The sequence below is a fragment of the Pseudomonas idahonensis genome (genome assembly GCF_037903935.1).
Taxonomy (GTDB): domain Bacteria; phylum Pseudomonadota; class Gammaproteobacteria; order Pseudomonadales; family Pseudomonadaceae; genus Aquipseudomonas; species Aquipseudomonas danubii.
This window is the reverse complement of record NZ_CP149586.1, coordinates 3,012,816-3,026,365: the sequence shown is the minus strand read 5'-3', so window position 1 is coordinate 3,026,365 and position 13,550 is coordinate 3,012,816. Positions and strand designations below refer to the sequence as shown.

General features: G+C 65.9%; 12 protein-coding genes. 7 read left to right on the top strand and 5 right to left on the bottom strand.

The window, feature by feature from the left end:
- Positions 1 to 55: 55 nt before the first annotated feature.
- Complete coding sequence (locus tag WIN67_RS13830; RefSeq protein ID WP_253166715.1) at positions 56 to 841, bottom strand: PhzF family phenazine biosynthesis protein; 786 nt, start codon at positions 839 to 841, stop codon at positions 56 to 58.
- A 5-nt stretch (positions 842 to 846) separates the two neighbouring features.
- Positions 847 to 1,542, bottom strand: coding sequence for a helix-turn-helix transcriptional regulator (locus tag WIN67_RS13825; protein ID WP_102879712.1), 696 nt, complete (start codon positions 1,540 to 1,542; stop codon positions 847 to 849).
- Between the two features lie 183 nt (positions 1,543 to 1,725).
- Between WIN67_RS13825 and WIN67_RS13820 the strand changes: the two genes are divergently transcribed.
- The 5 genes from WIN67_RS13820 to WIN67_RS13800 all read left to right on the top strand — a co-directional run bounded on the left by WIN67_RS13820 (position 1,726) and on the right by WIN67_RS13800 (position 7,769).
- Complete coding sequence (locus WIN67_RS13820; protein WP_339071480.1) at positions 1,726 to 2,418, top strand: response regulator transcription factor; 693 nt, start codon at positions 1,726 to 1,728, stop codon at positions 2,416 to 2,418.
- A complete protein-coding gene (locus tag WIN67_RS13815; RefSeq protein ID WP_339071478.1) occupies positions 2,418 to 3,755 on the top strand; it encodes a HAMP domain-containing sensor histidine kinase in 1,338 nt (445 codons plus the stop codon). The genes WIN67_RS13820 and WIN67_RS13815 overlap by 1 nt, the downstream gene beginning before the upstream one ends.
- Positions 3,756 to 3,858: 103 nt before the next feature.
- Positions 3,859 to 6,099, top strand: coding sequence for a TonB-dependent siderophore receptor (locus WIN67_RS13810; protein ID WP_339071477.1), 2,241 nt, complete (start codon positions 3,859 to 3,861; stop codon positions 6,097 to 6,099).
- 32 nt (positions 6,100 to 6,131) lie between these two features.
- Complete coding sequence (locus WIN67_RS13805) at positions 6,132 to 7,034, top strand: alpha/beta hydrolase (protein ID WP_339071476.1); 903 nt, start codon at positions 6,132 to 6,134, stop codon at positions 7,032 to 7,034.
- A gap of 117 nt (positions 7,035 to 7,151) precedes the next feature.
- Entirely contained in the window at positions 7,152 to 7,769 is a 618-nt protein-coding gene (locus WIN67_RS13800; RefSeq protein ID WP_306383464.1) for a DNA-3-methyladenine glycosylase family protein, read from the top strand.
- Between the two features lie 194 nt (positions 7,770 to 7,963).
- Here WIN67_RS13800 and dctM read toward each other — a convergent pair whose 3' ends face one another.
- From dctM to WIN67_RS13785, 3 genes are read right to left on the bottom strand one after another with little or no spacing between them, the layout of a single operon-like run.
- Positions 7,964 to 9,244, bottom strand: coding sequence for a C4-dicarboxylate TRAP transporter large permease protein DctM (dctM, locus tag WIN67_RS13795; RefSeq protein ID WP_339071475.1), 1,281 nt, complete (start codon positions 9,242 to 9,244; stop codon positions 7,964 to 7,966).
- Complete coding sequence (locus WIN67_RS13790) at positions 9,244 to 9,876, bottom strand: TRAP transporter small permease (protein WP_339071474.1); 633 nt, start codon at positions 9,874 to 9,876, stop codon at positions 9,244 to 9,246. Before WIN67_RS13790 ends, dctM begins: the two co-directional genes overlap by 1 nt.
- Positions 9,877 to 9,931: 55 nt before the next feature.
- Positions 9,932 to 10,933 (bottom strand): TRAP transporter substrate-binding protein, encoded by a 1,002-nt coding sequence (locus WIN67_RS13785; protein WP_339071473.1) that lies wholly within the window; start codon positions 10,931 to 10,933, stop codon positions 9,932 to 9,934.
- A 317-nt stretch (positions 10,934 to 11,250) separates the two neighbouring features.
- On the opposite strand from WIN67_RS13785, the gene WIN67_RS13780 reads away from it, so the two are divergent.
- Together WIN67_RS13780 and WIN67_RS13775 are read left to right on the top strand one after the other, a co-directional pair.
- A complete protein-coding gene (locus WIN67_RS13780) occupies positions 11,251 to 12,282 on the top strand; it encodes an AraC family transcriptional regulator (protein ID WP_170004227.1) in 1,032 nt (343 codons plus the stop codon).
- A 106-nt stretch (positions 12,283 to 12,388) separates the two neighbouring features.
- Complete coding sequence (locus WIN67_RS13775; RefSeq protein ID WP_102879720.1) at positions 12,389 to 13,510, top strand: polyamine ABC transporter substrate-binding protein; 1,122 nt, start codon at positions 12,389 to 12,391, stop codon at positions 13,508 to 13,510.
- Positions 13,511 to 13,550: the final 40 nt, after the last annotated feature.

Sequence of the window (13,550 nt, the reverse complement as noted above, 5' to 3'; positions counted from 1 at the left end):
GCCCGGACAAATCCGCCGGCGGGTATCAGGCCGGCTCGTTAAAGCCACCGCTGCTTCAGAGGAAGAGGCTGCCCTTCAGGTACAAGGCGCCGTGGCCGCTGATGATCACCCGCCCGTTATCCAGCACCTGACACTCCAGCTGGCCCTTGCGCGCCCCGCCCTGTTGCGCCCGCAACTGACGCTTGCCCAGGCGCGCGGCCCAGTAAGGCGCCAGGGAGGTATGGGCGGAACCGGTGACCGGGTCTTCATTGACTCCGACCCGCGGGCCGAACCAGCGCGAGACGAAATCGAATTCCCGGGACGGCGCCGTCACGGCAATGCCGCGCACATCAAAGGCCGCCAGTGCTGCGAAATCCGGCTTGAGCGATTCCACCAGGCGTTCGTCGTCCACCACCAGCAGGTAATCGTCGGTGCGATACAGGGCCTCGGCCGCTGGCAAGCCCAGGGCTTGCAACAGGGCCGGAGCAATCGCCACGGCCTCGGGCTGCTTGGCGGGAAAATCCATGGACAGCAGGCCGCCCTCGCGGCTCACCCGCAACTCGCCGCTGCGGGTGGCAAAACGCAGCACGTCGCGGCGCTCGCCCAACTGCTCGAACAGCACCCAGGCCGCCGCCAGGGTGGCGTGCCCGCACAGGTCGACTTCCACCGTGGGGGTGAACCAGCGCAGCTCGAAGACTTCGCCCCGGGGCACGAAATAGGCGGTTTCCGACAGGTTGTTCTCCAGGGCGATGCGCTGCAGGAGCTCGTCCGGCAACCAGGCCTCCAGGGGGCACACCGCCGCCGGGTTGCCACCGAAGACGTGGGAGGTAAAGGCATCCACTTGAAAGATATCGAGTTGCATCGCGGTCATTCCTCGGCGCCTTCGGCGCGGATCTGTTCCAGGTAGTTGTAGATGGTGTAGCGGGTCACCCCCAGGGCCGCGGCGGCCTTCTCGATTCCGCCCTTGACGATGAACACCCCGCGCTCCTGCATCTGGCGCACGGCGTCGAGCTTGTGCTGCTTGCTCAGGCGCGTCGCGTTTGCCGGGCAGGCACCCTGGATGATCTGGGCCAGCAACTGCTCCATGTCGCGGGTTTCATCGTGGCGCGGCGCAGGCGCGCTGCCCAGGCCCAGCAACTGGCCCAGGCAGGCGTGGGCGGCGGCGATGCCGCTCAGGTCGCTGTTGCTGCACAGGCTGGCGAAGGGCTGCCCGCTGCGGTCGCGAAAGATCACCGTGGAGCTGCGCAGCTCGCGGCCGTCGGGGGCCAGGGTCGGGTAGTTTTCCAGCACCAGCGGGGTGCTCGCCGAGCGGTCTTGCAGGGCACTCAGCACCGCGGCAAAACCCAGGTCCTGGCGCGGCCCGCCCAGCACCGGGTCGCCGACCCGGCGCCCGGTGACATGGCCGTTGGCGATGGCGACGATCGACGATTCCGGGCGGTCCAGGTCATGCAGGACGATTTCCACATGCTGGCCAACCACGCTGGCGAGCATCTGCAAGGTGCTGCGCAGCACCTGCAGGACCAGTTGGCGCTCGGCAAGAAGGGCATCGCAAGGCGGGTTCATGGGCGGTTACCAAGGAAAGTGGCCGGGAAAAATATCAACACCTTGTTGAACATTCAACTTTTAGTCGATCAACGACTCAATCCTGTCAACCCATCGTGGCAATTGCACAGCCAGGGGCATTGCTGCAATATCCGCAAATGTAAAACATTCTCATTAGAGACCTCCATTCAAGTGCTCTCCCCCATGCCCCCCAACCTGCTCCTCGTGGAAGACGACGCCCGACTGCGCGACGATCTGGACCGGCATTTGCGCCAGCGCGGCTTTGCCGTGACCACCTGCACCGACGGCCGCCAGGGCCTGGCGGCGGTGCGCGCCGGCCGCTTCGATCTGGTGCTGCTGGACATCATGCTGCCGGGCCTGGACGGCCTGGCCCTGCTGGAAACCCTGCGCCAGGAGCAAGACACGCCGGTGATGCTGATGTCGGCCCTGGGGGCCGAGCAGGACCGCATCACCGGCTTCACCCGGGGCGCCGACGACTACCTGCCCAAGCCCTTCAGCCTGGCCGAACTGGACGCCCGCGCCGACGCCCTGCTGCGGCGCATGGCCCGGGTGCAACAGCAGCAGGCCACACGCCAGGACCCGAACCTGAGCTTCGACGACCAGGCCCAGGATGTGCTGCACCAGGGCCGCGCCGCGGGCCTGACCGGCTCGGAATACCGGCTGCTGGTGACCCTGCGCGAGCACCCCGGAGAAACCCTGAGCAAGCCCTTTCTCTATCAGCACGTACTGCACCGCATCTATACGCGCCTGGATCGCGGACTGGATGTGCACGTGTGCAACCTGCGGCGCAAACTCGCCGACCTTGGGGTGCAGCACCTGCAGATCCAGGCGGTGCGCGGTGCCGGCTACATCCTGGTGGAGGCGCAACGTCACTGATGCGCCGTCATCCCCTGCTGTGGAAACTGGCCGGGCTGCAGATCGGCTTCTGCCTGCTGCTGACCTGGATCATCTGGACCTGGGGCCTGTCGGCCGAGCGCAGCACCTATTTTCTCGACCCCGCCGACCGCCAGTATCTGGCCCGCTATGCGCAGCAGGCCGAGGCCGCCTGGCAGCAGGGCGGCGCAGCGGCGGTGGATGCCTTTGAAAAACGCCTGGCGGCCGAGGAAGACACCTGGGTCGCGGTGCTCGGCGAACGCCTGCAACGCCTGGGCAGCACGCCGCTGAGCGCCGAGGACGCCAGCCACCTGACCTTCATGCGCAAGCTCGACTGGCCCATGAGCCGGCGCCTGCAGGACGAGTTGCCCTACGTCAGCATCGAGTTCCCCGAGCACCCGGAACAAGGCCGGCTGGTGCTGCAACTGCCCGAGCGCCTGCTGCCCAGCGGCCTGACGCCCTGGACCCACCTCTTCAGCCATGGCGTGGTGCCGACCCTGCTCGCCGCCCTGCTCGGCCTGTTGCTCTATCGCCATCTGGTGCTGCCACTGAACCGCCTGCGCGACCGCGCCGATGCCTTGCGCGCCGACGACCTGGAAAGCCAGGGGCTGGGCACGCCCCTGGTGAACCGCCACGACGAACTGGGGGAACTGGCCCTGGCCTTCGAGCACATGGCCGAGCGCCTGCGCCAGAGCCTGGCCCAGCAGCGCCTGTTGTTGCGCACCTTGTCCCATGAGCTGCGTACGCCCCTGGCGCGGTTGCGCATCGCCCACGACAGCCCTTTGCCGCCGGAGCAGTTGCGCCAGCGCCTGGACCGGGAGATCGCCGACATGCAGCGCCTGCTGGAAGACACCCTGGACCTGGCCTGGCTCGACACCGAACGTCCGCAACTGCCCACCGAAGCGGTGCAGGTGCTGTCGATCTGGGAGGCGCTGCGCGAGGACGCCTGCTTCGAAAGCGCCTGGGACGCCGAGCGCCTGCCCTGCCTGCTGGACGCCGAGTGCCGGGTCCAGGTGCACCTGGACAGCATCGCCCAGGCCCTGGAAAACCTGCTGCGCAATGCCATCCGCTATTCCCCCGCCGACGGCCGGGTGAGCCTGCGCGGCTGGCGTGAAGGCGGCTATTGGCACCTGTGCCTGGAAGACCAGGGACCGGGCGTGGCCGAGCAGGACCTGCAACGGATCTTCCAGCCCTACCAGCGCCTGGACTCGGCACAGGGCGACGGTTTCGGCCTGGGCCTGGCCATCGCCCGGCGCGCCGTGGAACTGCATCAGGGGCGGATCTGGGCCAGCAATGGCAAACCCGGGTTGTGCATGCACCTGCTGCTGCCTGCCGCCTAGACCCACGACCTGGAAGTGTTTAGAAAGTTAATGCGCTTTACTCGCAAATAGCAGTCATTATCATTCGCGATCTTCTGTTTCTGCCTCTGTCCGGAGATCACCGATGTCCATGCGCTCGCTGCGTCCTTTCGCCCCCTTCCTGCTGTCCGGCTGCTGCCTGCTCAGCCACGCGGTGCAGGCCGCCAATGCAGGCTCGACCCCACCGGTCCTGGAGCTGGAACCCCAGAGCGTCATCGCCACCGCCAAGGAAGAAACCAAGCAGGCACCGGGGGTCTCGGTGATCACCGCCGAGGACATCCAGAAGCGCCCGCCGGCCAACGACCTGTCGCAGATCATCCGCACCATGCCCGGGGTCAACCTCACCGGTAACTCCACCAGCGGCCAGCGCGGCAACAACCGGCAGATCGACATCCGCGGCATGGGCCCGGAAAACACCCTGATCCTGGTGGACGGCAAGCCGGTGGGCAGCCGCAACTCGGTGCGCTACGGCTGGCGCGGCGAGCGCGACAGCCGCGGCGACACTAACTGGGTGCCGGCCGATCAGGTCGAACGCATCGAAGTGATCCGCGGCCCGGCGGCGGCCCGCTACGGCAACGGTGCCGCTGGCGGGGTGATCAACATCATCACCAAGCAGGCCGGCAGCCAGACCCACGGCAACGCCACGCTCTACAGCTCGTTCCCGACCCACAAGGACGAAGGCGCCACCCAGCGCGCAAGCTTCGGCCTCAACGGCCCGCTCACCGACACCTTGAGCTACCGGGTCTACGGCAACGTGGCCAAGACCGACTCCGACGACGCCGACATCAACGCCGGCCATGAATCCCTGCGCACCGGCAACCAGGTCGGCACCCTTCCCGCTGGCCGCGAAGGCGTACGCAACAAGGACCTCAACGGCCTGTTGAGCTGGCGCATGACCCCGGACCAGACCCTGGATTTCGAGGCCGGTTTCAGCCGCCAGGGCAATATCTACACCGGCGATACCCAGAACACCAACAGCAACAAGAATGTGCAGAACCTGCTGGGCCACGAGACCAACCGCAGCTACCGCGAAACCTACGCCCTGACCCATCGCGGCGATTGGGACTTCGGCAGCTCCATGGCCTACCTGCAATACGAGAAGACCCGCAACACGCGGATCAACGAAGGCCTGGCCGGCGGCACCGAGGGCATCTTCAGCAACAGCGAGTTCTACACTGCGGTGCTGCGCGACCTGACCGCCCATGGCGAAGTCAACCTGCCGCTGCACTCAGGTTTCGAGCAGACCCTGACCCTGGGCAGCGAATGGTCCCAGCAGAAGCTCGACGACCCCAGCGCCAACACCCAGAGCACCAGCGAAGGCGGCGCCGTGGGCGGCCTGAGCTCAAGCAATCGCAGCACCCAGTCCAGCGCGCAGATCTTCTCGCTGTTCGCCGAAGACAACATCGAACTGCGCCCGGGCACCATGCTCACCCCGGGCCTGCGCTTCGACCACCACAACATCGTGGGCGACAACTGGAGCCCGTCCCTCAACCTGTCCCATGCCCTGAGCGACACCCTGACCCTCAAGGCCGGCATCGCCCGGGCCTACAAGGCGCCGAACCTGTACCAGCTCAACGCCGACTACCTGCTCTACAGCCGCGGCCAGGGCTGCTATGGCCAGAGCACCAGCTGCTACCTGCAGGGCAACGACAAGCTCAAAGCAGAAACCAGCGTCAACAAGGAACTGGGCCTGGAGTACAAGGCCGACGGCTGGGTCGCCGGCCTGACCTACTTCCGCAACGACTACAAGAACAAGGTGGAATCCGGCCTGGCGCCAGTGAGCCGAGCCAGCGGCGGCAGCGGCGCTTACCGCAACGCGGCGATCTACCAGTGGGAGAACGTGCCCAAGGCCCTGGTGGAAGGCCTGGAAGGCACCCTGACCATCCCCCTGGCCAGCCAGCTGACCTGGAACAACAACTTCACCTACATGCTGCAATCGAAGAACAAGCAAACCGGCGACTACCTCTCGGTGACCCCGCGCTACACCCTCAACTCGATGCTCGACTGGCAGGCCACCCAGGACCTGTCGTTGCAGGCAAGCGTGGCCTGGTACGGCCAGCAGACGCCGAAGAAGTACGACTACCACGGCGACCGAGTCACCGGCAGCGCTACCCAGCAACTGGCGCCCTACGCCATTGCCGGGGTCAGCGGCACCTACGCCCTGACCCGTCACCTGAGCATCACCGCCGGGGTCGACAACCTATTCGACAAGCGCCTGTTCCGTGAAGGCAATGCCCAGGGCGTGAACAATATCGCCGGGGCCGGCGCCGCCACCTACAACGAACCCGGGCGCACCCTGTACACCAGCCTGAGCGCATCGTTCTGATGTCATCGCCCAGCCCCTGCCGAGAACGCCTGATGAGACGTTTTGTTCTGCCCCTGGCCCTGGCCTGGGGCCTTGCGGGAACGGCCCTGGCTGCCCCCGCCCCGGACCAGCCCATGGACCGCAGCCTGCTACAGCGCCAGGACCTGCCCTACCGCTTCAGCAGCCTGCAACTGGATTCCGCCGACGGCCAGCGCCACTACCAGCTGTGGATCGGCCAGCCGCTGCAGGCACCGCCGCCACAGGGGTACCCGGTGCTGTGGATGCTCGATGGCAATGCCGCCATCGGCGCTCTGGACCCCGAGCAACTCAAGCGCCTGGACCGCGGCCCGGCGCCGCTGCTGGTGGCGGTGGGTTACCAGACCCCGCTGCGCATCGAACGCAACGCCCGCACCTATGACTACACCCCGCAGCAACCGGGCCTTGAAGCACAGCAAGACCCGCTGACCGGGCAGCCCAGCGGCGGCGCCGAGGCCTTCCTGCAGTTGTTGCGCGAACGCATGCGCCCGGCCGTGGCGGCGCAGGCGCCGATCGACCCGGCGCAGCAGACCCTGTGGGGCCATTCCTACGGCGGCTTACTGGTGCTGCAAGCGCTGTTCGCCCGGCCCCAGGAATTTCGCCACTACGCCGCCGCGAGTCCTTCGCTGTGGTGGGGCGACGGCCTGGTCCTGACCCAGGCCCAGGGCCTGGCCGGACGCCTGCAGGGCCAGCGTGCGCAACTGTTGCTGATGCGTGGCGGCGCCGAACCGGGCAACCCGCGTCAGCCAGCGGGGCCCGAGGCCGACCAGCGCGCCCGCCAGTTGCAAGCGCAACTGGCCCAGGTGCCGGGGCTGGCCCTGGACTACCACAGCTTCGAAAAACTCAGCCATGGCCAAACCCTGGCGGCTTCCCTGCGCTACGTGCTGGAGCAGCTCTACCTGCCGGCGGCCAAGGACTGAAAACCCTGCGCCCGGGTGCAAGGCCCGGGCAGCGAGTTCCAGCGCAAGAGACGGGGTGCAAGCCTTGGGGCGGCGGGCTAATCTGCCGCTCGCCCCGCCACGTGTTCCGGATCGCCAATGCCCACCTGCCCCGCCACTCGTTTTCTTGCCGCACTGGATGCCGACTGGGCCGCACTGATCGCCGCCGTCGGCCCCTGCCTGCACCAGCCCCGCCCGGAGCGCGAGCCTTATCAGGCGCTGGTGCGCGCGGTGGCCTACCAGCAACTGCATGCCCGCGCCGGCGACGCGATACTCGGCCGCCTGCGCGCCTTGTTTCCCGGGCAAGCCTTCCCCACGCCCCGGCAACTGGCCGATGCCAGCCTGGAGCGCCTGCGCGGCTGCGGCTTCTCCGCACGCAAGGTGGCGACCCTGCACGGCATCGCCCAGGCCACCCTCGACGGCCGCGTCCCCGATGCCGCCAGCGCCCGCGGCCTGGATGACGAACAGCTGATAGAGCGCCTGACCCAACTGCCTGGCATTGGCCGCTGGACCGTGGAGATGCTGTTGATCTACAGCCTTGAGCGCGAGGACATCTTGCCGGTGGACGACTTTGGCGTACGCGAAGGCTACCGCCGCCTCAAGGGCCTGGAGCAACCGCCCAGCCCCCGCCAGCTGCGCCAGATCGGCCAGGCCTGGAGCCCCTGGCGCACCACCGCCGCCTGGTACCTGTGGCGCGTACCGCCCCGCCAACCGTAACCCTGTAGCCGCTGCCGCAGGCTGCGAAAAGCCCCGAAGGGGCTTCGGGGACCTCAAGAGCGGCGCCTGCTTCGCAGTCGTTCGCAGCCTGCGGCAGCGGCTACAGACAGCCAGTGCAGCCAGTTGCAGCCAGTTCAACCAGTTCAACCAGTTCAACCAGTTCAACCAGTGCAGCCGTGCAACCAGCGTCTCGTTTACATGCCCAGCCAGTTGGGCAAGGCCAGGGAGATCAGCGGCACGTAAGTCACCAGGATCAGGAACAGCAGCAGGATCATCAGCCACGGCATCGCCGCGCGGATGGTCTGGCCCAGGGTCAGGCCGGTCACCGCCGAGGTCACGAACAGGTTCAGGCCAACCGGCGGATGCACCAGGCCGATCTCCATGTTGACCACCATGACGATGCCCAGGTGAATCGGGTCGATCCCCAGCTTCATGGCAATCGGGAAGAAGATCGGCGCCAGGATCAGCACGATCGCCGAGGGCTCCATGAAGCTGCCCGCCACCAGCAGCACCACGTTGACCATCAGCAGAAAACCCAGCGGCGTCAGGCCTTCGGAAATCACCCAGGCGGTGATTTCCTGGGGGATCTGTTCGGTGGTCAGCACGTGGGCGAAGAGCATGGCGTTGGCGATGATGAACATCAGCATGATCGACAGCCGCCCCGACTCCAGCAGCACCTTGGGGCAGTCGCGCAGCTTCATGTCGCGGTAAACGAACAGGGCGACAAAGGCCGAGTACACCGCCGCCACCGCCGCCGCTTCAGTGGGGGTGAACATGCCGCTGTAGATGCCGCCAAGGATGATCACCAGCAACAGCAGGCCCCAGAAGGCCCGGCGCGCAGCACTCAGCCACTGGCCAAAGGTCGCCCGTGGCTGGGCCGGCAGTTTTTTCACCCGGGCCACGATGTAGATCGCCACCATCAGCAGCAGGCCCAGCAGCAGCCCGGGAATCACCCCGGCCATGAACAGCTTGCCCACCGAAGTCTCGGTGGCGGCCGAGTACACCACCATGACGATCGAGGGTGGAATCAGGATGCCCAAGGTCCCGGCGTTGCAGATGATTCCGGCGCCGAATTCCTTGGGATAGCCGGAGCGCACCATCCCCGCCACGGCAATCGAGCCCACCGCCGCCACCGTGGCCGGCGACGAGCCTGACAGCGCGGCGAACAGCATGCAGGCCAGCACCGCGGCAATCGCCAAGCCGCCACGGATGTGCCCGACGCAGGCATTGGCAAAGTCGATCAGGCGCTGGGCCACACCGCCGGTGGTCATGAAGGCCCCGGACAAGAGGAAGAACGGAATCGCCAGGAAGGTGTAGGCATCGGAGGTCTCGAACAGCTTGATCGCCAGGGAACTGAGGGAGTCCTGGCTGAACATCAGGATCGACATCGCCCCCGACAGACCCAGGGCAATGGCAATGGGTACACCGAGGAACATGAAGACCAACAAGAAGGCAAACAGACAGAACACGGCCATCAGTCACGCTCCCCCGGGTGGCCCGCCAGCTTGCTGGCCTCCCCCGCTTCGTCCGCCAGCCCCAGGCCGACCTGACGCCGGGTGAACAGGCGGTAGAAGATCTCCAGGTAGCGCAGCAGCACCAGGGCAAAGCCGATGGGCACTATCACCACGATGTGGCTGACCCGGATACCGAAGCGGTCCAGGTCTTCGGCGCCGATGTGGGCGGCCATGATCGCGCTCAGCCATTTGAAGCTGGCCACCATGAACAGCCCGGCGTACACCAGGCAGCACAGGCAGGCGAGCAGCGCCAGGTAGCGTTGCACCGGGCGCGGGGTCAGGCGCACCAGGGCGTCCACCCCCAGGTGCCCGGCAGTACGCACGCCGTAGGACATGCCGAAGAAGATCAACCAGCCGAACAGCGCCTTGGTCAGGGCCACGCTCCAGGTCATGTCCTGGGCCTGGCCCATGCAGGCATCGCCCAGCGCATTGAAGAAAGCACTGCTGGCGGCCCAGCGGTCGGCCAGGGCAAAGAACAGCGTGTAGATGTTGTTGAGCATCACGTAGACAAAGGTCACCAGGGTCATGGTCGCCAGCAGCAGGGCAATCAGGCCCTCCTCCAGGTGCTCCCAGATACGTCTCAGGGACTGCATAGAGATACCTCGCAAAACGAGCGGGGCCGTCCGCAGCGGGACGGCCAGAGGGCAATCAGCGACGCTGGTTGGCGGCGTCGGCGGCCTTGATCAGGTCGGCGCCGACCTGCGCCTCGAACCGGCTCCACACCGGGCGCATGCTGTCGCGCCAGGCCTGGCGCTGCTCGGGGGTCAGTTCGATGATTTCGCTGGTCTTGGCCTCGACGATCTTCTGCCTGGCGCTCTGGTTCAGGGCCTCGGCCTGCTTGTTCACCTCCAGCGAGACCTCGCCCATGATGGTTTCCAGCTCGCCGCGCACGTCCGCCGGCAGGCCGTTCCAGAAGCTAGCGTTGGTGATCACCATGTAGTCGATCAGGCCGTGGTTGGACTCGGTGAAGTACTTCTGCACCTCGTTGACCTTCTGGCTCTCATAGTTCGACCAGGTGTTCTCGGTGCCGTTGACGGTGCCGGTCTGCAGGCCCTGGTAGACCTCGGCGAAACTCATCTTGCGCGGGTTGGCGCGCAGCGCCTTGAACTGCTCTTCGAGCACGCTGGAGGCCTGCACGCGGAACTTCAGGCCACGGGCATCCTTGGGTTCGTGCAGGGGCTTGTTGGCCGACAACTGCTTCAGGCCGTTGTGCCAGTAGGCCAGGCCGAGGATGCCCTTGCCCTGCATCGCGGTCAGCAGCTGCTTGCCCTCGGCGGCCTGGAAGCGGTCCACCGCGGCCAGGTCGTCGAACAGGAACGGCAGGTCATAGATCTGGATCTGCTTGGTGTACTGCTCGAACTTGGCCAGGGACGGCGCCAGCATCTGCACATCCCCCAGCAGCAGCGCCTCCATTTCCTTGCCATCGCCGAACAGCGACGAGTTGGGATAGACCTCGACCTTGACCCGCCCCGGCAGGCGCTCCTCGGCGAGTTTCTTGAACAGCAGCGCGCCCTGGCCCTTGGGGGTGTTCTCGGCCACCACGTGGGCGAACTTGATGACAATGGGACTGGCACCGGGATCGGCAGCCTGGGCCAGGCCGGCGCTGAGCAATGCGGCGGTACCGAACAGCGCTCGAATGAGCTTGAACATGGACTTCACCTTTTTATTGTTGTGATTGAGGGAAGAGTGCCCAAGGCGCGGCGTATAGAGAATTTCGAATTTTTGATACCCGCGTTCACCGCAGACGAACACCTCGCGTTCACTACCCGCCTCTTCGCAAGAACTGGCTTGCCGGCGAACAGGCCCTCAAGCCTGGCGCTACCCTCGCCGACGCTTTCGCTGGCAAGCCCGCTCCTACAAGGGGCAGTGCCTGCGCAATCGCGCTGCCAGCGCCTGCAAGTGGGCAATTGAACCGCGCGCGCGTAACCCCTAAAGTCACGCCTCCCGCTTTCAATCTGAGATCGCCGATGGCCGCTCTTCGCCTGACTACCCTGCACACCACTCAAGCGGTGCTGGACGCCTTTCGCGACAGCGATGTATCGCCCGAGGTGCTGCTCGAAGGCAGTGGCATCCAGCTGGCCGACCTGGACCTGCCCAACAGCCTGATCAACATCAGCCAGGAAATGCGGGTGTTCAGCAACGCCGTGAAATTTCGCCAGGACCTGGGGCTGGTGCTGGGACGCAACCTGCATATCAGCGCCTACGGCATGTTCGGCCTGACCCTGCTGACCAGCGCCACCCTGCGCGAAGGCTGGTCCCTGGCGCTGCGCTACCCCTTGCTGCTGGGCACCTTCTTCCGCCTCGACCTGGAGGTCCGCGACGGCCTGGCCTGGCTCACCGCCGACCAGTACAGCGAGACCGAGCTTGAGGTGTTCAACACCGACTTCTGCATGTCGTCCTACCGGGTCACCTGCCAGGACCTGCTGGGCTGCTCCCTGCCCTTGCGCCAGGTGCAACTGATGCACGGCCCGCAACCCTACCTGGACAGCTACGAGCAGGCCTTCAACTGTCCGGTGCAGTTCAACGCCGGGCGCAATGCCATCGGCTTCGACCTGGAATGGCTGGATCGGCGCCTGCCCCTGGCGGACCTGGTCACCCAGAACGACATGCTGCAACGTTGCATCCGCCTCAACGAAGAGCTCAGTGCCCGGCCGACCTGGATCGATCAGGTGCGGCGCATCCTCAATGAACAGCTGCACGCAGTGCCGGACTTCGACAGCCTGGCGCGCCAGGTGCACTGTTCCCCCAGCACCCTGCGCCGACGCCTGCGGGCCCAGGACACCAGCTATCAGCAGTTGCTCGATGAGCTGCGCTATGCCCGGGCGCAACAGTTGCTGGGCCAGCACAGCCTGCCCATCTACCGCATCGCCGAAGCCCTGGGCTTCAAGGAAACCGCAAGTTTCCGCCATGCCTTCCAACGCTGGAGCGGTGTCGCTCCCGGGCGCTTCCGGCAGTTGGCCGGCCAGCTCGGACCGCTCTCGGACTGCGCTGAAGATTGACGCTAAATATCCCCTATTGACCGTTGCCAACATTCTCTCAGGGACCTATCCGGCCAAGAATGATCCACTCGGAAGGTCCCGCTCATTTCAGACATGGAGTTGTCGCATGAAATCGCTGCATACCGCCCTCACCCGCCTGGCCCTGAGCTGCTCCCTGAGCGCCCTGGCCCTGAGCGCCAGCTTCAGCGCCCACGCCGCCCCCGAGCGCACGGTGAACATCTTCAACTGGTCGGAGTACATCGCTCCCAACACCATCAAGGACTTCCAGGCCCAGAGCGGGATCAAGGTCAAGTACGACATCTTCGAAAGCAATGAAGTGCTGGAAGCCAAACTGCTGACCGGCAACAGCGGCTATGACGTGGTGGTGCCTTCCAGCGGTTTCGTCAGCAAGCAGATCAGCGCCGGAGCCTTCCAGCCCCTGGACCGTGGCCAACTGCCGAACTGGAAGAACCTCGACCCGGCAGTGATGAAGCTGCTGGAGCAGAGCGACCCGGGCAACCGCTACGTGATCCCCTACATGTGGGGCACCAACCTGATCGGCTACAACCGCGACAAGGTCCAGGAACTGCTGGGCACCGATGCCCCGGTCAACAGCTGGGACCTGGTGTTCAAGGAAGAGAACCTGAAGAAGCTCAGCCAGTGCGGCGTGACCTTCCTCGACTCGCCCGCCGAGATGCTGCCCCTGGCCCTGCACTACCTGGGCCTGGACCCCAACAGCCAGAACCCCGAGGACTACCGCAAGGCCGAGGCCCTGCTGCTCAAGCTGCGTCCCTATGTGCGCTACTTCCACAGCGCCAAGTGGATGGGCGATATCGCCAACGGCAACATCTGCGTGGCCGTGGGCTACTCCGGCGGCTTCCTGCAGGCGGCCAACCGCGCCAACGAAGCCAAGAACGGCGTGCACATTGAAATGCGCATTCCCAAGGAAGGCACCCTGGTGTGGATCGACACCGTGGCCGTTCCCGCCGGCGCCAAGCACGTGGACACCGCCCACGCCTTTCTCAATTACCTGATGGAACCGAAAGTCATCGCCTCCATCAGCAACTACGTCGGTTACCCCAATGGCGTGACCGACTCCAAACCGTTCATCCAGCAGACGCTGCTGGACAACCCGGACCTGTTCCCCAGCGCCGAGACCATGACCCGCCTGTACCCCCTGGCACCGCTGCCGGCAAAGGCCGAACGCACCCGGACCCGGACCTGGGTCAAGGTCACCAGTGGCCGCTGAGTTTCTCACCCTCAAGGGTTTGCGGGCCGCCACCAGCGGC

Bases quoted from the DNA above. Each gene is read 5' to 3' on its own strand.
- WIN67_RS13830 (WP_253166715.1), bottom strand. From the start codon at position 841: ATGCAACTCGATATCTTTCAAGTGGATGCCTTTACCTCCCACGTCTTC.
- WIN67_RS13825 (WP_102879712.1), bottom strand. From the start codon at position 1,542: ATGAACCCGCCTTGCGATGCCCTTCTTGCCGAGCGCCAACTGGTCCTG.
- WIN67_RS13820 (WP_339071480.1), top strand. From the start codon at position 1,726: ATGCCCCCCAACCTGCTCCTCGTGGAAGACGACGCCCGACTGCGCGAC.
- WIN67_RS13815 (WP_339071478.1), top strand. From the start codon at position 2,418: ATGCGCCGTCATCCCCTGCTGTGGAAACTGGCCGGGCTGCAGATCGGC.
- WIN67_RS13810 (WP_339071477.1), top strand. From the start codon at position 3,859: ATGTCCATGCGCTCGCTGCGTCCTTTCGCCCCCTTCCTGCTGTCCGGC.
- WIN67_RS13805 (WP_339071476.1), top strand. From the start codon at position 6,132: ATGAGACGTTTTGTTCTGCCCCTGGCCCTGGCCTGGGGCCTTGCGGGA.
- WIN67_RS13800 (WP_306383464.1), top strand. From the start codon at position 7,152: ATGCCCACCTGCCCCGCCACTCGTTTTCTTGCCGCACTGGATGCCGAC.
- dctM (WP_339071475.1), bottom strand. From the start codon at position 9,244: ATGGCCGTGTTCTGTCTGTTTGCCTTCTTGTTGGTCTTCATGTTCCTC.
- WIN67_RS13790 (WP_339071474.1), bottom strand. From the start codon at position 9,876: ATGCAGTCCCTGAGACGTATCTGGGAGCACCTGGAGGAGGGCCTGATT.
- WIN67_RS13785 (WP_339071473.1), bottom strand. From the start codon at position 10,933: ATGTTCAAGCTCATTCGAGCGCTGTTCGGTACCGCCGCATTGCTCAGC.
- WIN67_RS13780 (WP_170004227.1), top strand. From the start codon at position 11,251: ATGGCCGCTCTTCGCCTGACTACCCTGCACACCACTCAAGCGGTGCTG.
- WIN67_RS13775 (WP_102879720.1), top strand. From the start codon at position 12,389: ATGAAATCGCTGCATACCGCCCTCACCCGCCTGGCCCTGAGCTGCTCC.